The organism is Streptomyces sp. NPDC101165 (assembly GCF_044768135.1).
Taxonomy (GTDB): Bacteria; Actinomycetota; Actinomycetes; order Streptomycetales; family Streptomycetaceae; genus Streptomyces.
The window spans coordinates 107272-125082 of the sequence record NZ_JBIWPG010000004.1 but is presented as its reverse complement, the minus strand read 5'-3'; the positions used below and the strand labels follow the sequence as shown (position 1 = coordinate 125082).

17 protein-coding genes are annotated in these 17811 nt (G+C 71.0%); 7 read left to right on the top strand and 10 right to left on the bottom strand.

What is annotated here, in order from left to right; genetic code table 11:
* Positions 1 to 123: 123 nt before the first annotated feature.
* The 4 genes from ACIRVH_RS09700 to ACIRVH_RS09685 form a co-directional block, all read right to left on the bottom strand.
* On the bottom strand, positions 124 to 2184 hold the full coding sequence (locus tag ACIRVH_RS09700) for a thioredoxin domain-containing protein (protein WP_403950214.1): 2061 nt from the start codon (positions 2182 to 2184) through the stop codon (positions 124 to 126).
* 30 nt (positions 2185 to 2214) lie between these two features.
* Complete coding sequence (locus tag ACIRVH_RS09695) at positions 2215 to 2880, bottom strand: hypothetical protein (RefSeq protein WP_403950212.1); 666 nt, start codon at positions 2878 to 2880, stop codon at positions 2215 to 2217.
* Positions 2881 to 2943: 63 nt separating this feature from the next.
* Positions 2944 to 3594 carry an ArsR/SmtB family transcription factor gene (locus ACIRVH_RS09690; RefSeq protein WP_403950209.1) on the bottom strand — a complete coding sequence of 217 codons (651 nt, stop codon included), beginning with the start codon at positions 3592 to 3594 and terminating at the stop codon, positions 2944 to 2946.
* 19 nt (positions 3595 to 3613) lie between these two features.
* Positions 3614 to 5242 carry an IS200/IS605 family accessory protein TnpB-related protein gene (locus ACIRVH_RS09685; RefSeq protein ID WP_403950207.1) on the bottom strand — a complete coding sequence of 543 codons (1629 nt, stop codon included), beginning with the start codon at positions 5240 to 5242 and terminating at the stop codon, positions 3614 to 3616.
* Between the two features lie 284 nt (positions 5243 to 5526).
* Here ACIRVH_RS09685 and ACIRVH_RS09680 point away from each other — a divergent pair, with 284 nt between their 5' ends.
* Positions 5527 to 5985 carry a hypothetical protein gene (locus ACIRVH_RS09680; RefSeq protein WP_403950206.1) on the top strand — a complete coding sequence of 153 codons (459 nt, stop codon included), beginning with the start codon at positions 5527 to 5529 and terminating at the stop codon, positions 5983 to 5985.
* A gap of 76 nt (positions 5986 to 6061) precedes the next feature.
* Positions 6062 to 9265, top strand: a complete 3204-nt coding sequence (locus ACIRVH_RS09675) for a tetratricopeptide repeat protein (protein WP_403950203.1) — start codon at positions 6062 to 6064, stop codon at positions 9263 to 9265.
* A 4-nt stretch (positions 9266 to 9269) separates the two neighbouring features.
* Here the strand turns inward: ACIRVH_RS09675 and ACIRVH_RS09670 are convergent, their stop codons facing one another.
* Positions 9270 to 9503 (bottom strand): hypothetical protein, encoded by a 234-nt coding sequence (locus ACIRVH_RS09670; protein WP_403950200.1) that lies wholly within the window; start codon positions 9501 to 9503, stop codon positions 9270 to 9272.
* Complete coding sequence (gene mca, locus ACIRVH_RS09665) at positions 9496 to 10377, bottom strand: mycothiol conjugate amidase Mca (RefSeq protein ID WP_403950199.1); 882 nt, start codon at positions 10375 to 10377, stop codon at positions 9496 to 9498. The genes ACIRVH_RS09670 and mca overlap by 8 nt, the downstream gene beginning before the upstream one ends.
* 153 nt (positions 10378 to 10530) lie before the next feature.
* On the opposite strand from mca, the gene ACIRVH_RS09660 reads away from it, so the two are divergent.
* On the top strand, positions 10531 to 10929 hold the full coding sequence (locus tag ACIRVH_RS09660) for a DUF4307 domain-containing protein (RefSeq protein WP_403950197.1): 399 nt from the start codon (positions 10531 to 10533) through the stop codon (positions 10927 to 10929).
* A gap of 171 nt (positions 10930 to 11100) precedes the next feature.
* Positions 11101 to 11601 carry a transcription elongation factor GreA gene (greA, locus tag ACIRVH_RS09655; RefSeq protein ID WP_403950195.1) on the top strand — a complete coding sequence of 167 codons (501 nt, stop codon included), beginning with the start codon at positions 11101 to 11103 and terminating at the stop codon, positions 11599 to 11601.
* A 69-nt stretch (positions 11602 to 11670) separates the two neighbouring features.
* On the opposite strand, the gene ACIRVH_RS09650 is transcribed toward greA, so the two are convergent.
* The 3 genes from ACIRVH_RS09650 to ilvA form a co-directional block, all read right to left on the bottom strand.
* Positions 11671 to 12528 (bottom strand): ABC transporter permease, encoded by an 858-nt coding sequence (locus ACIRVH_RS09650; protein WP_403950192.1) that lies wholly within the window; start codon positions 12526 to 12528, stop codon positions 11671 to 11673.
* Positions 12525 to 13508, bottom strand: a complete 984-nt coding sequence (locus tag ACIRVH_RS09645) for an ATP-binding cassette domain-containing protein (RefSeq protein WP_403950190.1) — start codon at positions 13506 to 13508, stop codon at positions 12525 to 12527. The genes ACIRVH_RS09650 and ACIRVH_RS09645 overlap by 4 nt, the downstream gene beginning before the upstream one ends.
* 231 nt (positions 13509 to 13739) lie before the next feature.
* Entirely contained in the window at positions 13740 to 14969 is a 1230-nt protein-coding gene (ilvA, locus tag ACIRVH_RS09640; protein WP_403950187.1) for a threonine ammonia-lyase, read from the bottom strand.
* 162 nt (positions 14970 to 15131) lie between these two features.
* On the opposite strand from ilvA, the gene ACIRVH_RS09635 reads away from it, so the two are divergent.
* From ACIRVH_RS09635 to ACIRVH_RS09625, 3 genes are all read left to right on the top strand, one after another.
* Positions 15132 to 15635, top strand: coding sequence for a MarR family winged helix-turn-helix transcriptional regulator (locus ACIRVH_RS09635; RefSeq protein ID WP_386579380.1), 504 nt, complete (start codon positions 15132 to 15134; stop codon positions 15633 to 15635).
* Positions 15636 to 15776: 141 nt separating this feature from the next.
* Positions 15777 to 16304 carry a sigma factor-like helix-turn-helix DNA-binding protein gene (locus ACIRVH_RS09630; protein WP_403950185.1) on the top strand — a complete coding sequence of 176 codons (528 nt, stop codon included), beginning with the start codon at positions 15777 to 15779 and terminating at the stop codon, positions 16302 to 16304.
* Positions 16301 to 16549: a hypothetical protein gene (locus ACIRVH_RS09625; protein WP_403950182.1), complete on the top strand. Its 249-nt coding sequence runs from the start codon at positions 16301 to 16303 to the stop codon at positions 16547 to 16549. Before ACIRVH_RS09630 ends, ACIRVH_RS09625 begins: the two co-directional genes overlap by 4 nt.
* A gap of 7 nt (positions 16550 to 16556) precedes the next feature.
* On the opposite strand, the gene ACIRVH_RS09620 is transcribed toward ACIRVH_RS09625, so the two are convergent.
* Positions 16557 to 17711 (bottom strand): cystathionine gamma-synthase, encoded by a 1155-nt coding sequence (locus ACIRVH_RS09620; protein WP_403950180.1) that lies wholly within the window; start codon positions 17709 to 17711, stop codon positions 16557 to 16559.
* Between the last annotated feature and the right edge of the window lie 100 nt (positions 17712 to 17811).

Here is a 17811-nt window from a genome sequence, read left to right as displayed (position 1 = left end):
GCGCGGGAGCTGTTCCGATAAATAACGTGTTTCGGAACGGTGTTGGGGGTAGCGGGATCTATCCGAACACCTGCTCACATTTGGACAGTTCGCCTGACCCGCCCTCCCGCGCCTTCTGGCGGGTCAGCGGGTGTTCAGCGCCGCCCCCAGCCGCTCCGGATCCGTCGTCGGGACGTCACAAGTGAAGTTACGGCAGATGTACGCGGCCGGTTCACCGCCCACGAGCGGACGGTCGGTGAGCAGGGGGAACTCGTCACTGTCCGGAGTCCCGACGGCGACGACGGCGCCCGGCGCGGTGCCGAGAAGTGCCGTACGGTGCAGGGCGGTCGTCCGCTCGTCGGCGAGGGACGGCCCGACGACCGCGACCTCCCGGGGTCCGTCGAGCAGCCCTTCCGCGGCGGCCAGTCCCCACCCGATGAACCGCGGCACGCGCGGACCGAGCGTCTTCACCACACCCAACGCCCTTTCCGCGGCGGCCCGATGGGGCTCCGAGCCGGTGTGGGCCGCATAGCTCAGCAGGGCGCCGGCCGCCGCGGTCCAGCCGGACGGGGTGGCGTTGTCGGTGGGGTCCTGGGGCCGGCGGATCAACCGCTCGGCGTCGGAGGCGGTGTCGTAGAGGGCACCGCTGCCGGGGTCGGTGAAGCGGGCCAGCACATGGTCGAGGAGCAGCCCGGCGAAGTCCAGCCAGACCCCCTCGCCGGTCACGGACGCGAGCGCGAGGAAGCCTTCGGCGACGTCCGCGTAGTCCTCCAGCACGCCCGCGTTCGGGCCCACCCGTCCGTCCTTGCTGGTCCGGGCGAGCCGCGCGTGCTCGTCGAGATGCACGCGCACGAGGAGGTCGGCGGCGGAGACGGCGGCCTCGACGAGGTCGGGCCGCTCGAAGTAGGCGCCGGTCTCGGCGAGCGCGGCGATCACCAGCCCGTTCCAGGCGGCGACGACCTTGTCGTCGCGTCCTGGTGCGGGCCGCTGCGCGCGCTTCGCCAGCAGGCGCTCCTTGACCGACGCGATCTTCCCGGCCTCGAAGACACCCTCCGTCTGCGGGAGTTGGAGGACCGACTGCCCGTGCTCGAAGGTGCCTTCCTCGGTCACCCCGAAGTACTGGGCGGCCGACTCGGCGTCCTCGTCGCCGAGGGCGTCCCGCAGCTGCTCGGGGGTCCACACGTAGTACGCGCCCTCGACGTGCCGCCCGCTCCCGTCGTCGCTGTCCGCGTCGAGCGCCGATGCGAACCCGCCCTCGCCGGTGCGCAGTTCACGCACCATGAAGTCGGCGGTCTCCAGCGCGACACGGCGCGCGAGGTCGCTGTGTCCATCAGCGGCTCCGCCGCGGGCTGTGGCCCGCCACAGATGCGCGTACACGCGGCACAGCAGGGCGTTGTCGTACAGCATCTTCTCGAAGTGCGGCACGGTCCAGTCGCGGTCGACGGAGTAGCGGGCGAAGCCGCCGCCGAGCTGGTCGTAGATCCCGCCCCGGGCCATCCGCTCGCAGGTGTCCTGGGCCATCTGCAGGGCGCCTTCGGCGCCGGTGCGGGCATGGTGGCGCAGCAGGAACTCCAGGACCATGGACGGCGGGAACTTCGGCGCACCGCCGAATCCGCCGCGCTGCGGGTCGTACTCGCGGGTGAGCCCGAGGAGGGCCTGGGCGAGGTCCGGCTCGCCGGGAACCCGGTCGGTCTGATAGCCGATCTCCCGCTGCGCGAGATCGCGCACGATCTTCCCGGCGACCTCGCCGACCTCGTCGCGCCGGTCGTCCCAGGCCTGCCGGACGCCCTCCAGCACCTGCCGGAAGGAGGGCATGCCGTGCCGGGGCGCGGGCGGGAAGTAGGTGCCGAAGTAGAAGGGCTCGGCGTCCGGGGTGAGGAACACGGTCATGGGCCAGCCACCCTGGCCGGTGGCCGCCTGGACGGCCTCCATGTAGACGGCGTCGACGTCCGGACGCTCCTCGCGGTCGACCTTGACGCTGACGAAGTGCTCGTTGAGGTAGTCGGCCGTGGCCTGGTCCTCGAAGGACTCGTGAGCCATGACATGGCACCAGTGGCAACTGCTGTAGCCGACGCTCAGGAGGACGGGTCTGTTCGTCTCGCGGGCGGCTTCGAAGGCCTCGGCCGACCAGGGCCACCAGTCCACCGGGTTGTCCGCGTGCTGGAGGAGGTAGGGGGACGTCTCATGGGCCAGTCGGTTCGGCATGGGGTCCATCCTGCCGCAGTACCCCGAACATCAGGCGTCAGGCGTGTTCCACACGGTGATGTTGAGCTTTCCGGTGCCCGTGCTCGGCGCGGTGACGACGCGGAGGTAGGCGACCCGGCCTCCGTCGGTGAGCAGGCAGAAACGGTCGCCCCGCTTCACGTTCGCCGTGTAGGTGCCGTTGCTGTCCACGCTGTCGGCGCACTCCGCGGCCGTCGGGGCGGCGCCGGAGCGGGGCAGCGGAGCCAGGTTGGAAGCGGACTCCGGCACGAACAGGTTCGGATCACCGATGGACGCCGAGAAAATGATGTCCCCGCCGTTGATGCGGGTCGGCGACACGAGTGGCTGGGGCGTGTCCAGGTCGATGTACGACCCGGCGTTGGTCGTGTCGGCACCCACGTCCTTCGGTCCGAACACCGCGCGCACCGTTTCGGCGCTCTTGGCGGCCGACGGCTGCGCCTGGCCGGACTGGTCCTGGCCGGACTGCTGCTGATCGGTGGAGCCCGCCGCGGCGGACGACTGCGTCGGCGCCGACTGCGCGCCGTTGTCGTCCGACGAGCCCGGTCGGCTCGCCATGACCGTGACGATGATTCCCACCAGCGGGATGACGATCCCGACGACCCACCAGGCCCAGCGAGGCTGGTTCGACTGCTGTGGTCCCGGCGGCGGACCCGTGAACGAACCGTTGTCCGCAGACATGCGCTCCCCCGTCTGACCCTTCGATGTCCGCGATCACGATAGCCACACCTGTGGACGGGCGCATCACCCGTCCACAGGTGATGTGTTGCGGGCTTCGACGGCGCCCGAAGCTGCTTCGGGGAGGGCTTCCGGGACAGCCTCCGGGAAGGCTTCCGGAACGGCTTCCGGGACGGCGTAGAACCGCATACTGACCGGGCGTGCCCCGTCGGGGGCGGTCTCGCGGGAGTGGCCGTGGCGGTCCAGCAGGGCGTGGTACTCCCTCATGAAGGCGAGGAGTTCGTCCCTGGTCATCCAGGTGCCGTTCCGCTGGACCTGCGCCCATCCCTCCGGACCCCGGTACTCCTGGTGGGCGCGGCGGAAGAGGGCGGTGTCGACCTCGATCTTGAGGTGGGCGAGCTGTTCCGCGGCCGCGTACTCCTCCGGGGACATCGTGGCCGGGTCGGGTGTGGTGTGGCTGAAGGGCAGCGCCCGCCACCAGCGCTCGCGCCCGCCGGACTTCTCCGGGATCTCCTCGATGAGTCGCTGCTCGGCGAGTTTGCGCAGGTGGTAGCTGGTGGTGCCGGAGCTCTCGCCGAGTTCGCGGGCCAGGACGGTGGAGTTCGCCTCGCCGTGCCGGCCGAGGTAGTCGAGGATCCGGCGGCGCAGCGGGTTGCCCAGGGACTTGTAGAGAGCGGTGCGCTCAAGGCTGGTCATCTCGGGCATGCCGTCGGTCATGCGGCCACCGTAACCGTTCCTAAAGACTGAGCGGGAGTGAGTCCTGTTGCCAGGACTCATGCTCAGCCGTGTGCCCCGAACGGTGCTGGGCACACTGGTCCCCCGCTTTCTCGCCGTATCCGGCGCGCACGGATCGAGTCCGTGGTCCGGGGATACGGGGGCGGGTTTCCTCACACCCCGGGGTGCCCGGTCGGGCCTGGACGGTCCGATGCCCGCATCCATCGCTCTGGTGGGTGCGGGGCGGTGCCGTCCGTCGCCGGATCGGGTGTCCCAGGGCGCGCCTTCCGATCGCCACGGCTGCCGCGTCGTGGCGAGCGATCTTCCTGGTTTTACTGGTGAGGGGCTTCTGCCAGTGCTGGGCGCCCCACTTGGAGGTGTAGGCGGGATCGACCGCAACGACGGTGATGCCGAGTTCGGCGGCCATGCTCACCAGTCGCGCCCGCAACCTGGCTACAGGCATGCCGGAGATGAGCGCGCGGAACCGCTTGCGGCGCCCATGCTTCTCCCGCGTCTTCTCCGCCTGGAAGTCCAGGTCTTCGATGGCGATGGCGAGGCCGTGGTGCCTGGCCCAGTGCAGGAGGCGAATCAGGGCCTGCCGTACCTGCGCGTCCCGATGCTTAGCGGTACCGGACAGGTCGTAGTCGAACCGGTGCGGCTTGCCGACCGGATTTCCGTGGACGTCGAGCCTCCATGCGGCCAGGTGGTCGGCGTTGGTGTCGACGCCCACCAGTCCGCCCGCGCGCGCCTGGACCAGGGGCACGGTCTTGACCGGTGGAATCTGCCAGGAGGCGGTCAGATACCAGCGGCCGCGCTGTACGTCCTCGTGGATGCGGTACGCCACCGCCCGGTTCGCGGCGGTCCGGTCGGCCCATTCCTGACCCCGATGATGGAAGACGACACGGCAAGCGAGCACATACCGGCCGTTATGACTGTTGGCCAAGTTTGCCAGCGGGGCGGGGAGCTTGATGCTGACCTCACCGTCCGGCGTGACGCGGATCGTCTCGTTCCCGAACCGCTTGCCCGACTCCCCGTCCGCCTGGAGAAACCGCCGCGAGGCTTCCCACCGGAGGCGCCAGGCATCCTCACTCAGCGCGGCTGCTTCGAGGTGGTGCCGGGTGTTCAGCAGCCGCTTCCCACCCCGCACCACACGTACCCGACCGGCCTCCCGCTCTGCCCGCTCGCACTCCAGACGGTCGGCAAGCACATGCAGCCGTCGGGACTTGGCATGCCACTCCTGACGGGTGCGGTACCCGCCCGGCGCCCGCTTGATCCCCGGCTCCCCCACCGGCAGCGACAACCGGTGCGCGATCACGCCCACACCCGCCTCAAGACTCTGGACGTGCGCCGACTGGGCACGCCGAGCCAGCGCCCACTGATCGTGCGTGGCCCTCGTGATCGACCCGGCCCAGCGCGAGGAGGACTTCTCGGTCAGGGCCCGCTTGCGCTCCGCCCACGCGTCCGTGTCGTGCTCCAGACCGGCAGCACAGCGGGCCCGCAGATCCCGTCCAGCCAGGGTGCTCAAGTGCTCACCGACCAGCCTGAGCACCTCCTCGTCACCGGGCGTCAGGCGCTTGAGCCGGGCACGGACGGCAACACCGGACGGGCCGAGAGCAACGAACGGCACCGCAGGCTCGCGCAGCACACCCATGCCCCACCCCCTGTCCTGTGCCGAGGAGCTCGTCACCCTTCCAACGAGCACCTCCCGTAAAGGTCACATATTCGATGCAAGAACTCCCATTCCCCATCGATACCGTGCGGACCGGCAGCCGCGGCACTCACTCATACACGCCACAACACACTCAAGCCCTGTCAACCGGCAGCAGCTCCGAACCCTGAGAACCCTGAGCCGTCCCTGATATCTGCCGATTTTTCTTTGCAGAGATTTCTCTGCGATCTACGGTTGGGGCAGGAGACGTCGAAACGGGGGTCGCGATGAGGACGCTGAAGACGATCAAGGGGCCACTCAAGAAGTGGAAGCTGATCCTGCTCGGGACGGGGGCCGTTCTGCTCGTGCCGTGGATGGTGGTGCTCGCCCTGACCCTGCCGGGCAGCACGGAGGTACGGCACTGGTCGCTGGCCTGGATCGGCCTCGACGTCCTCATGGCGACGGGCTGCGCCGCAACGGCCTTGCTGGGCCTGCGCGCTGACCCCCGGGCCCGCCTCACGGCCGCGGCGACGGCGGCGACGGCAGTGCTGGACGCGTGGTTCGACGTGACGACGTCCCGGTCGGGCGGCGACCTGGTGATGGCTCTCGGGTGTGCGGTGGTGGAGACGGCGCTGGCTGGGGCGTGCGTGGCCATGGCGTTGTCGGAGCCGCAGAAGTCGGCCGCGCAGCAGAAGTCGGCGGCACACAAGGGAGTTACCACCACGAAACCCTCACCTGCCCCCTGATCTCAGCCCCTCGCGTTCCCGCCGCCCCCGAAGGACACTCGTAGGCAAAGGAGTTGCCACCGGAGGGGGACGGGACATGCGGGACAGCCACCGGGCGGAGGCCGAGCGGCTGCTGGGCCGGGCCGTGGAGGAGGAGGTGCGGCGCTCCGGCGGACGGACCGACGCGCAGCTGCTCCTGTCGCGGGGACGCGGTGCGCTGGACGCCATGGCGCAGACCGCCGCCGAGGAGTACGAGACCTACACGCGCGCGCTCGACGAGGCCGACGCCGGCCGCCTCACCTTCGGCCAGCGGTACGCACGCGAGGGCGCCGGAACGGCCCTGCTGGTGGCGGGTGTTGCCGCGGTGGCCGCGGCCGTCGCCGACCTGTCCCTCGGTACCGGCACGGGTACGGCCGTCGGCGCGGGCGTCGCCGTGGGTGTGGTGGGGGCCGCGGCGACCGTGGTGAAGGTGGCCGGGTCCCATCTGCCCGCCGCCCACCACCGCGCGGGCGCGGCCGGCCAGCCCGGCGGCCCGGAGCAGCTGCGGCTGCAGTGGCTGACCGCGCTGGAGGTGCGCGGCATCCGCCCGTTCCTCGACCAGCAGCGGGTGCTCAGCACCTCCATGGGTCCGAAGAAGCCGGGCGGCCCGGCGCTGCGCGGCGCGGACAAGAGCGCGGCGGCCCGCAGGCGTACGGTGTTGGAGCAGTCGTTCGGTCAACTGCCGGAGCCAGACGGGCCGTTCGCGGGGCGTCGGCAGGAGCTGGCGCGGATCAGGCAGTGGGCGCAGTCGGCCCGGGCGGCCACCGAGACCCGGCCGACGGTGGTCGTGCTGCACGGAGAGCCAGGCTCGGGCCGTACGACGCTCGCGGTCCGGGCGGCGCACGACCTCAGGGACCACTTCCGTGGCGCGGTCGTCGTGGACCTGCGCGGCGGCAGCCGGGAGGAGCCGCCGCTGCCCACCCGGGACGCCCTGCTGCACCTGCTCAACCGGCTCGGCGCTCCCCGCGAGCAGCTGCTGTTCCGTGAGCGCTCCTCCCCCGACCAGCAGGTCAAGCGGCTCGGCGAGCTGTACCACCGGCATCTGAACGGCCTGCCGGTGACGATCGTGCTGGACGACGCCTCGGACCCGGAGCAGGTGCGCGCGCTGGTGCCGGAGCACTCCGACAGCCTGGTCCTGGTCACCGCTCGCACCGCGCTGGAGCTGCCCGCGGACCTGGTGGCCTGGGTGCACCATCTGCCCGTGGCGGCGCTGGACGCGGCGGGCGCCGAGGAGCTGCTGGGCGCGGCCGCGCAGGACGTGTCGGGGCCGTACGACGCCGAATCCACCGACCGGATCCGGCAGTTGTGCGGGAGCCTGCCGCTGGCGCTGCGCGTCGCGGGCTCGTCGCTGGGCCCGCGCTCACCGCGGCAGCTGGCCACGGACCTCGGCGCGTACGGCCCGGTGGAGCCGGTGGAGCGGGTGCTGTGGCTGCGCTACACCGACCAGTCGGAGACGGCGCGCCGGCTGCTGAGGCGGCTGGCGCTGGCCGGCCGGGCCTCGCTGGGCGCGGCGGCGGCCGCCGCCCTGCTGGCCACCGACGAGCCGGAGGCGACCCGTCATCTGGCCGCGCTCGCCCGGGCCGGTCTGATCGACCATGTGCGCGGCAGCCGCTACCGGCTGCACGACCTGGTGCGCGCCTTCGCGCAGGCCCGGCTGCTGGACGAGGAGGACCCGGCCGAGCGCACGGCCGCGCAGGAGCGGCTGATCGTGAACTACGCGGAGCTGGCCGACTCGGTGCTGCGGCTGGTCGACGGCAACATGTCGACGCGCTCGGACCGGTTCGGCCCGCACGGCTTCACCTCGCTGGACGAGGCGCTGCGCTGGCTGGACGACGAGTCCAGCTTCATCACGGCGGCCCTGCGGCACGCGGAGGGCGTGAACCAGGCGGCCGTGCTGAACCTGCTCGGCGCCCTGTGCGACTACTGTCTGCTGCGCGGGGACCTGTACCGGCTGGGCGAGATCAGCGAGCTGGCCCAGGCCGTCGACGAGGGACTGCTGGTGCGTTCCGTGCAGTGGCGCACGGGTATCGCGGCCCGTCATCTGGGCGAACTGGACAAGGCACGCACCACGCTCGCCTCGGTCGTGGACCTCTACCGGGAGGCGCACCACGACGCGGGCGCCGCCCGCGCCCTGTGCTCCCTCGGGATCACCCTGCACCACCAGGGCAACCTCACGGAGGCGGCCGGCAAGCTCCAGGAGGCCCTCGATCTGCAGGCGGCCGAGGAGCTGGCGACGGACCGGGCGTGGACGATGCACGCGCTGGCGGCGGTCCAGCGCGACCGCGCCCGGCTGTCTCAAGCCCTGGACCTGCTCACCCGCTCCCTGGTCCTGCACCGCGAGGGCGGCTCCCTGCACGGCGAGGCCTGGGCCCACTTCCAGCTCGGCCAGCTGGCCCTGCGGATGGGTGACGTGCCGCGCGCGGAGACGGAGCTGCGGGCCGCCCTGGAGCGGTACGGCCGTACGCACGACGCACGCGGCGAGGCCTGGGCGCTGACGCAGCTGGCCCGGGCGCGGCTGGTCGACGGCGACGCGTCCCCCGCCGTGGAGGGGCTGCGCCAGGCGGCGGCCAGGCACCGGGACAACGAGGACGCGCGCGGCGAGGCCTGGACGCTGTACTACCTCGGCCAGGCCCTGGAGGAGACGGGCGAGCTGGACCAGGCGGTCCGCGATCTCGAACGTTCCCGGCAGATGTTCTCCCGGATGCGCGACGTGTACGGCCTGGCCTGTGCTCGGCACCACTCGGCCCGGGCCACCCGGGACCAGCGGGCCGCGCAGACCGGCTCGCTGCGCAACTCGGGCTTCGCCCGCCAGCTGCTCGTGGACGCCCGCGCCGACTTCCAGCGGATCGGCGTCGCCCACGGCGAGGCCTGGACCTGTCTGGAGCTGGCGGTGGTGGACGCGGGCAACGCCCGGATCCCGCAGGCGCTGGCCCTGTGCGACGAGGCGCTGACCCTGTTCACGTCCTACGGCGACCTGCGCGGCGAGGACTGGGCCCGCTTCCTGCGCTGCACCCTGCTGCCGTACGCGGCGCCGGGCGGGGTGGACGTGGGTACGGCCGTCGCCCAGGAGGAGCTGGCGCAGCTGGCCCGCGCCACGCATCCGCTGCGGGACGAGAAGCTCGCCGAGTGGGTGCCGGCCTACGCGCTGCTGCTGGAGCGGGGCGTGAGCCTGGAGGCGGGCTGGCAGGCCTGGCGGCTGCGCATGACGCCGGACCGCCACGCCCGGGAGGTGATGGGAGTGGCGGTTCCGGCCGGGCGCTGAGCGGTCAGTCCCGCTGTTCCGTGGAGTCGGCCGTCTTCTGGGCCCCGGCGTCCGGGGGCTCCATGAAGGCGACCTTCTGCATGTGCTTGTTCATGGACTTCATCAGACCCCACACGGCCAGGGCCATCACCGCGAAGACGATGAAGCCGAGGACGCCGGGGGTGACCTTGTTCTCGTCGACCTCCTTGGCGAGGGGGACGAGATGCGTCAGTGCCAGGCTTGCGCTCATGTCAGGCATTGTCGCGGATGCCCGCGAAGAGGTCGTCCTCGGGGAGGGAGGTGTCGACGAGCGACTTCGACAGCTCGTACTCCTCGGTCGGCCAGACCGCCTTCTGCAGCTCCATCGGCACCTTGAACCAGCCGCCGTCGGGGTCGATCTGCGTGGCGTGGGCGATCAGCGCCTTGTCGCGGATCTCGAAGAAGTCCGCGCACGGGATGTGCGTGGTCAGCGTGCGCTCGGTGCGCTCGAACTCCTTCCAGCGCTTGAGCCACTCCCCGTAGGGCGAGTCCAGACCGCGGTCGAGCATCGCCTGGTGCAGGGCCTCGGTGCGGGGGCGGTTGAAGCCCTGGTTGTAGTAGAGCTTGAACGGCTGGTAGGCCGGGCCGTACTCGCTCTCGGGGTACTTCTCGGTGTCCGACGCGCCCTCGAACGCCACCATCGAGATCTTGTGGGTCATGATGTGGTCGGGGTGCGGGTAGCCGCCGTTCTCGTCGTAGGTGGTGACCACCTGCGGGCGGAACGAGCGGATCTTCCGGACGAGCTCTCCGGCCGCCTTGTCGATGTCCTCCAGGGCGAAACAGCCCTCGGGCAGCGGGGGCAGCGGGTCGCCCTCGGGCAGGCCCGAGTCGACGAAGCCGAGCCACTCCTGCTTGATCCCGAGGATCTCGCGGGCCTCGTCCATCTCCTTCTTGCGTACCTCGTGGATGTGCTCCTCGATGTACTTGTCGCCCTGCAGCTTGGGATTGAGGATGGACCCGCGCTCTCCGCCCGTGCAGGTCACCACCAGCACGTCCACCCCCTCGGACACGTACTTCGCCATGGTCGCCGCGCCCTTGCTCGACTCGTCGTCGGGGTGCGCGTGCACGGCCATCAGTCGCAGCTGGTCAGTCAAGACTCGATCCTCGTATGTCGGCGCCCCGCGTCTTGGGGCATCATTCGGGGCCGTCCCGGAGGGACGTCGTTCAGGGGTGGCGGTCGGGCGGCGGGCGGGAGGCTTCTATAGTGACCGAATCGGGGGGCGAATAATTCCGCGGAGAGGACGATCATGAGCACGGCGAGCGCGCGGCTGCCCGAGGGCCGCTACGGCCGTTCCTCGGACGAGCGTGCCGACCGCAAGCTCAAGATCGCCGGTGCGGTGCTGGGCGCGGCCCTGCTCGCGCTGGTCGGCTACTTCGCCTACCACTACGTCGCGGAGAACGAGATCAGCGCCCAGGTGATCACCTTCCAGGCCTCGGACGACGCGGTCAAGGTGCATCTGGAGGTCCACAAGGACTCCGGTGCCGACGGCTACTGCACCCTGCGCTCCCAGTCGGCGGACGGTGCCGAGGTGGGCCGGGCGGACTTCCGCTTCACGGGTTCGGCCACGCGCATCGACAAGGTCGTCACGCTCCGTACGACGGCCAAGGGGACGACGGCCGAGTTGCTCGGCTGCCACGCCGGCTGATCCTTCACTCGCAATGCATACGCCCTGAGCTGCATTGATGAGATTCTGATGGCTTATGTCCTCCCCCTTCCGCCATTGAATTGTTAGGCTCGTGGTTTCGCCCATCCAAGAAGGAACATTCTTCTGGGTAGGGCGATGCTTTGTATTCCCAGTACCGACGAGGAGCACCCTGTGACCCAGACCAGCGAGAACGTCACCTGGCTGACCCAGGAGGCGTACAACAAGCTCACGGTCGAGCTTGAGTACCTTACTGGTCCTGCGCGCACGGAGATCGCCGCCAAGATCGCGGCCGCGCGCGAGGAGGGCGACCTGCGCGAGAACGGCGGGTACCACGCCGCCAAGGAGGAGCAGGGCAAGCAGGAGCTGCGTGTGCGCCAGCTGACCCAGCTTCTGGAGAACGCCCAGGTGGGCGAGGCTCCGGCCTCCGCGGACGGTGCCGTCGCGCCCGGCATGGTCGTCACGATCGCCTTCGACGGTGACGAGGACGACACGATGACGTTCCTGCTCGCCTCCCGCGAGTACGCGAGCGCCGACATCGAGACGTACTCGCCGCAGTCCCCGCTGGGTGCCGGCGTGATCGGCCACAAGGTCGGCGAGGACGCGGAGTACGAGCTGCCGAACGGCAAGAAGGCCTCGGTGCGGATCCTGAAGGCCGACCCGTACTCGGGCTGATCCCCCACCACCCACTGCTTCGCCTCGCGCCCCCGGCGTCCGCGGGACACCGGGGGCGCAGCCATGTCGTCAGGCGGTCGCCGAGCGGTACTTGCGGACGGCCAGGGTGCGGAAGATGACGATGATCAGCACCGAGTAGAGCAGCGAGGCCCAGACCGGGTGCTGCATGGGCCAGGCCGTCGAGTCGGACTGGCCGGGGCTGCCGAACAGCACCCGGGCCGCCTGGACGGTGGCGCTGAACGGGTTCCACTCCGCGATGTGGCGCAGCCACGGGGTCATGTTGCTGGTGTCGACGAACGCGTTCGAGATGAAGGTCACCGGGAAGAGCCAGATCAGTCCGCCGGAGGTGGCCGCCTCCGGGGTGCGGACGGTGAGGCCGATCAGGGCACCGATCCAGGTGAACGCGTACCCGAGCAGGAGCAGCAGGCCGAAGGCCGCGAGGACCCGGCCGGCGTCGGTGTCGTGATAGGTCCCGACCCGCCAGCCCACCAGCAGCGCGACGACGGCCAGGACCAGCAGGGTGAGGGCCGTCTGGACCAGGTCGGCGAGGGTGCGGCCGGTGAGCACCGCGCCGCGTGCCATGGGCAGGGAGCGGAAGCGGTCGATGAGGCCCTTGTGCATGTCGTCGGCTATGCCGGCACCGGAGCTGGCGGTGGCGAAGGTGACGGTCTGCGCGAAGATGCCGGCCATCAGGAAGTTCTTGTAGTCGATCGCGCTGGTGCTGCCGTCGATCTTCATGGAGCCGCCGAACACGTAGGTGAACAGCACCACGAACATGATGGGCTGGATCAGCCCGAAGATCACCATTTCGGGGATCCGGGACATCCGGATCAGGTTGCGCTTGGCGACGATCAGCGAGTCACGCAGGGACCGGCCGATGGGGTTTCCGGGAGCCGCGACACGCACGGCATCGGTGACGGCACTCACTTCACGGCCTCCTTGCCGTTCGTCTCGTCCTGGTCGGTGTGCTCGGCCACGTGTCCGGTCAGGGACAGGAAGACGTCGTCGAGGGTGGGGCGGCGCAGGCCTATGTCGTCCATCTCGATCCCGCGGGTGTCCAGTTCCCGGATGACCTCGGCGAGCAGCTTGGCGCCGCCGGTGACGGGGACGGTGAGCTTGCGGGTGTGCTCCTCGACCGTGGTCTCGCCCTTGCCGAAGCCCCGCAGGACCTCGAGGGCGCTGCGGATGTGCTCGCGCTCGTGCACCACGACCTCGACGCGCTCGCCGCCGGTGCGGGCCTTGAGCTGGTCGGAGGTGCCCTTGGCGATGACCCGGCCGTGGTCGACGACCGCGATGTCGTGGGCGAGATGGTCGGCCTCTTCCAGATACTGCGTGGTCAGCAGCAGCGTCGTACCGCCGGAGACGAGCTGTTTGATGACCTCCCACAGCTGCTGGCGGTTGCGCGGGTCGAGGCCGGTGGTCGGCTCGTCCATGAACATCACGGGCGGTGAGACCACGAGGGCGGCGGCGAGGTCGAGCCGGCGGCGCATGCCTCCGGAGTAGGTCTTGGCGGGGCGGTCGGCGGCGTCGGCGAGGTTGAACTGCTCGAGCAGTTCGGATGCGCGCTGTCTGGCCGCCCGAGCCCTCATCTGGTAGAGCTGCCCCACCATCTGCAGGTTCTCCCTGCCGGTCAGGTATTCGTCGACCGCCGCGAACTGGCCGGACAGGCCTATGGAGCGGCGCACGGTGTCGGGATGCTTGAGGACGTCCACCCCCGCGACGACCGCCCGGCCGCTGTCGGGGCGCAGCAGTGTGGTCAGGCATCGCACCGTCGTCGTCTTGCCGGCGCCGTTCGGCCCGAGCAGGCCGAGGACCGTGCCCTCGGGGACATCGAGGTCGACGCCGTCCAGTGCCCTTACGTCGCCGAAGGTCTTCACCAGACCTTCGGCATAGATGGCGCCTGGCATATGAGTCTCCACGTCATCGGGGATCGTTCGGGAAGGGGTGGGGGGTTGCGGAAAGGCTAGGTTCGTCCGCTCGACGCCGCCTGTGGTTTTCCATCAGGGACTTTCCGTGCGCGAACCGGCGGACGGGCCGTCGGCGGACCGGCGACCACGCGACACACCATAACGCGATGTATCGCGTCTCTCAATGGTTTTCCCCGAACGAGTGACCGCCTGCTCCAGCCCCGGCCGGCCTCAGTCGATGACCGTGTAGCCCGCCTCGCGCAGGGCCTGGCCGACCTCGGCGCAGTGCGCCGGTCCCTTCGTCTCGAGGTGCAGCTCCACCTCCGCCTCCGTGAGCCCGAGCCGGGGATCGGTCCGTACGTGACTCACGTCGAGGACGTTAGCGTCGACCACTGACAACACCCCGAGGAGCGTGGCGAGGGCGCCCGGGCGGTCGGTCAGCCGCAGCCGGACGGCAAGGTAGCGGCCCTGCGCCGCCATGCCGTGGCGCAGCACCCGCTGCAGCAGCACCGGATCGACGTTGCCGCCGGACAACACCGCGACGACCGGGCCGGGGAAGGCGCCGGGCTCGCCGAGCAGGGCCGCGACCGGGCTCGCCCCGGCCGGTTCCACGACCAGCTTGGCCCGCTCCAGGCACAGCAGCAGCGCGGCCGACAGCTGGTCCTCGCTGACCGTGCGCACCTCGTCCACCAGGTGCTCGATGATCCCGAACGGCACCAGGCCCGGCCGCCCCACCCTGATGCCGTCGGCCATCGTCGCCGGGTTCTCCACCGACACCGGACGGCCGGCCGCGAGCGAGGGCGGGTAGGCCGCCGCGCCCTCGGCCTGCACCCCGACGATCCGCACGTCCGGCCGCAGCGCCTTCACCGCGACCGCGATACCGGCCGCGAGCCCGCCGCCGCCGATGCCGACGACGATCGTGCGCACCTCCGGGCACTGCTCCAGGATCTCCAGGCCGACCGTGCCCTGACCGGCGATGACGTCCGGATGGTCGAAGGGGTGGATGAACACCGCGCCCGTCTTCTCCGCGTACTCCTGGGCGGCGGCCAGCGTCTCGTCGACCACCTGGCCGTGCAGGCGCACCTCGGCGCCGTAGTCCCGGGTCGCGCTGATCTTCGGCAGCGGGGCGCCCTGCGGCATGAACACGGTGGCGTGCACCCCGAGCAGCGCGGAGGCGAGCGCCACGCCCTGCGCGTGGTTCCCGGCGCTCGCGGCCACCACCCCGGCGGCACGTTCCTCCGGCAGCAGACCGGCGATCCGGACGTAGGCGCCACGCAGCTTGAACGAGCCGGTCCGCTGCAGGTTCTCGCACTTGAAGTGCACCGGCGCGCCGACCAGCTGGGACAGGTGGCGGCTGCCCTCCATCGCCGTCACACGGGCCACACCGGAGAGCATCTTCTGGGCTCCGCGCACATCGTCGAGGGTGACGGAACGCAAGGAGTCAGCCGTGCCGTAGCTCATGACTCAAGTCTCGCAGTTCACGCTCGCACACGGCGGGTGTGACCAAGCTCCGAGACCGGTTTGCTCCGCGCCGGTACGGCCCGCCCCCGGGCCGCGTACCCTGTCCCCCAACCCAGCAGCCCTTCATGAAGCGAGCCTCCGGCCATGCCCACAACACCTGAAATGTCGATGGACATGACGACCGTCGGTGACACCGGTCTTCTCGACACCCTCCAGCACGAGGTGGCGGTGTTCGCCCGCCGTGCCGAACAGACCCGGCTCGGCGGCGTCGGACAGGTGCGCAACTCCATGGACCGCGCCGCGTACCTGCTGCTCAACCGCCTCGACAAGGAAGGCCCAATGGGCGTCAAGGCGCTCGCCGCGAGCATGGGGATCGACTCCTCCACGGTCACCCGGCAGGTGGCCCCCCTGGTCGACACCGGGCTCGTCAAGCGCACCTCGCACCCGGAGGACGGGCGGGCGGTGGTGCTCCAGCTGTCGCCGCGCGGGTCCTCGCGGCTGGAGGAAGTGCGTTCGTCACGGCGTCAGTTGATGGCCGAGCTGACACACGACTGGGCGCCGGAGGAGCGCGAGCAGTTCTGCACGCTCCTCACGCGCTTCAACACCGCGCTGTCCTCGCGGATGGCGGTCCAGGTGCCGTCCTCGGAGCAGCCGCCGGCGTCCTGAGGCCGGCCGCACTGGTGCGGTACTGGCGCCGTCCTACGTATTGACCTTGGGCCGCCGCTGGCCTCATATGAAACCGGGTCCTGCGTCGTGCGCGGTTCGCCTGTCCCGTACCGGACAGGACCTCCTCAGGGGGGAGGCACGGTGCGTGATCGGCAGGCATCCCGTGCTGCCCGTCGGGCCCGGGAGTTCGAGGCGTTCGTCGCGGGTGCGGCAGGACGCCTGCTGCACACCGCCACGCTGCTCACCGCGGAGGCGCCGGACGCCAACCCGCGCGCGCGGCGTCTGCTGACGCTGGCGCTCGCCCACACCTACGCCGGCTGGGACCGGCTGCACGGCGACGACCCCTACGACTGCGCCCGCCAGTACCTCGCCACCCGGTTCCAGCGCGGGGCGTGGCACCAGTACGGCGCCGTCGGCCGCGCCCGGCCGCATCCGCGCAGTCCGCTCGTCGAACTGAACCCGCAGGAACGGCTGGTCCTGGTGCTGCGGATGTACGAGGGAGTCGCCGAGGAACAGGCGGCGGCCCTGCTCGGTCTGCCGGTCGAGCGGGTGCACTCGATCTGCGACCGGGCCACGGCCACCGTGCTGCATCCGGCGCCGGTGTCGCCCGCCCCGCGCGCGAGGGCGGCGCCGTCCTGGGCCTCGCGGCCCGCCGGGAGGCCCAGGTGAACCGTCCCCAGCGGGAGGCCGCCGTACGGCGGATCCTGGAGCAGGCCCCGGCACCCCGGCCGGCGGACCTGTACGGCGAGGCCGTGCGCCGGGGCGACCGCATCCTGCGCCGGCGGCGGCTCGCGCGCCGCCTGTGGTGGCTGCTGTTGTGCGCCGCGGCGGCGGCGTTCACCGTCTGGGCGGTGCACGTCCATCCCTGGGTGGAGCCGCCCTCGCAGACGACTCCACCGATCACCGGCTGGTGACCCGGGACTAGCCGAGGGCCTGCTGCAGGTCCTCCAGCAGATCGTCGACGTTCTCGATGCCCACGGACAGGCGCACCAGGTCGGCGGGGACCTCCAGGGCGGAGCCGGCCGCGGAGGCGTGCGTCATCCGTCCCGGGTGCTCGATGAGCGACTCGACGCCGCCGAGCGACTCGCCGAGGGTGAACACCTTGGCGCGGTTGCACACCTGGACGGCGGCCTCCTCGCCGCCGTCGACCTGGAAGGACACCATGCCGCCGAACGCCTTCATCTGCTTGGCGGCGACCTCGTGACCGGCGTGCTCGGGCAGACCCGGGTACAGGACCCGGGTCACACGCGGGTGCCGGGTCAGCATGTCGGCGATCCGCGTGGCGTTCTCGCTGTGCCGGTCCATGCGCACCGCGAGGGTCTTGGTGCCGCGCAGCACCAGCCAGGAGTCGAAGGGGCCGGCGACGGCGCCCATCGCGTTCTGGTGGTAGGCCAGCTCCTCGCCCAGCGCCTGGTCGGAGACGATCAGCGCACCGCCGACCACGTCCGAGTGGCCGCCCATGTACTTGGTGAGGGAGTGCACGACGACGTCCGCCCCGAGCGACAGCGGCTGCTGGAGGTAGGGCGTGGCGAAGGTGTTGTCGACGACGAGCTTGGCACCGGCGTCGTGGGCGATCTGGGCGACGGTGGCGATGTCGGTGATGCCGAGCAGCGGGTTGGAGGGGGTCTCCACCCACACGGCCTTGGTCTTCGGGGTGATGGCGGCCCGCACGGAAGCCGGGTCGCTGGTGTCGGCGACGGACCACTCCACGCCCCACCGGCTGACGACCTTGGCGAAGAGGCGGAAGGTGCCGCCGTAGGCGTCGTTCGGGATCACGACGTGGTCGCCGGGGCTGAGCAGCGTGCGCAGCAGGGTGTCCTCGGCCGCGAGGCCGGACGCGAACGCGAGGCCGCGGCGGCCGCCCTCCAGCGCGGCGAGGTTCTCCTCCAGGGCGGTCCTGGTCGGGTTGGCGCTACGGCTGTACTCGTAGCCGCCGCGCAGGCCGCCGACGCCGTCCTGCTTGTAGGTCGAGACCTGGTAGATCGGCGGGACGACCGCGCCGGTGAGGGGATCCGCGGTGTTGCCCGCGTGGATCGCGAGAGTCTCGAAGTGCTGACTGATGTGCCTGTCGCTCATGTCCACCGAGCGTAGTGCGCCCGACCGGATGCTGGCGTCCGCACACAGGCATCGAGGTTTTCCACAGGCCCGGCGGGCGGGGTTGGCCAATTGTCGGCGG

Excerpts from the sequence above, each read along its gene's own strand:
- ACIRVH_RS09700 (WP_403950214.1), bottom strand. The coding sequence starts at position 2,184 with ATGCCGAACCGACTGGCCCATGAGACGTCCCCCTACCTCCTCCAGCAC.
- ACIRVH_RS09695 (WP_403950212.1), bottom strand. The coding sequence starts at position 2,880 with ATGTCTGCGGACAACGGTTCGTTCACGGGTCCGCCGCCGGGACCACAG.
- ACIRVH_RS09690 (WP_403950209.1), bottom strand. The coding sequence starts at position 3,594 with ATGACCGACGGCATGCCCGAGATGACCAGCCTTGAGCGCACCGCTCTC.
- ACIRVH_RS09685 (WP_403950207.1), bottom strand. The coding sequence starts at position 5,242 with ATGGGTGTGCTGCGCGAGCCTGCGGTGCCGTTCGTTGCTCTCGGCCCG.
- ACIRVH_RS09680 (WP_403950206.1), top strand. The coding sequence starts at position 5,527 with ATGAGGACGCTGAAGACGATCAAGGGGCCACTCAAGAAGTGGAAGCTG.
- ACIRVH_RS09675 (WP_403950203.1), top strand. The coding sequence starts at position 6,062 with ATGCGGGACAGCCACCGGGCGGAGGCCGAGCGGCTGCTGGGCCGGGCC.
- ACIRVH_RS09670 (WP_403950200.1), bottom strand. The coding sequence starts at position 9,503 with ATGCCTGACATGAGCGCAAGCCTGGCACTGACGCATCTCGTCCCCCTC.
- ACIRVH_RS09660 (WP_403950197.1), top strand. The coding sequence starts at position 10,531 with ATGAGCACGGCGAGCGCGCGGCTGCCCGAGGGCCGCTACGGCCGTTCC.
- ACIRVH_RS09645 (WP_403950190.1), bottom strand. The coding sequence starts at position 13,508 with ATGCCAGGCGCCATCTATGCCGAAGGTCTGGTGAAGACCTTCGGCGAC.
- ilvA (WP_403950187.1), bottom strand. The coding sequence starts at position 14,969 with ATGAGCTACGGCACGGCTGACTCCTTGCGTTCCGTCACCCTCGACGAT.
- ACIRVH_RS09635 (WP_386579380.1), top strand. The coding sequence starts at position 15,132 with ATGTCGATGGACATGACGACCGTCGGTGACACCGGTCTTCTCGACACC.
- ACIRVH_RS09620 (WP_403950180.1), bottom strand. The coding sequence starts at position 17,711 with ATGAGCGACAGGCACATCAGTCAGCACTTCGAGACTCTCGCGATCCAC.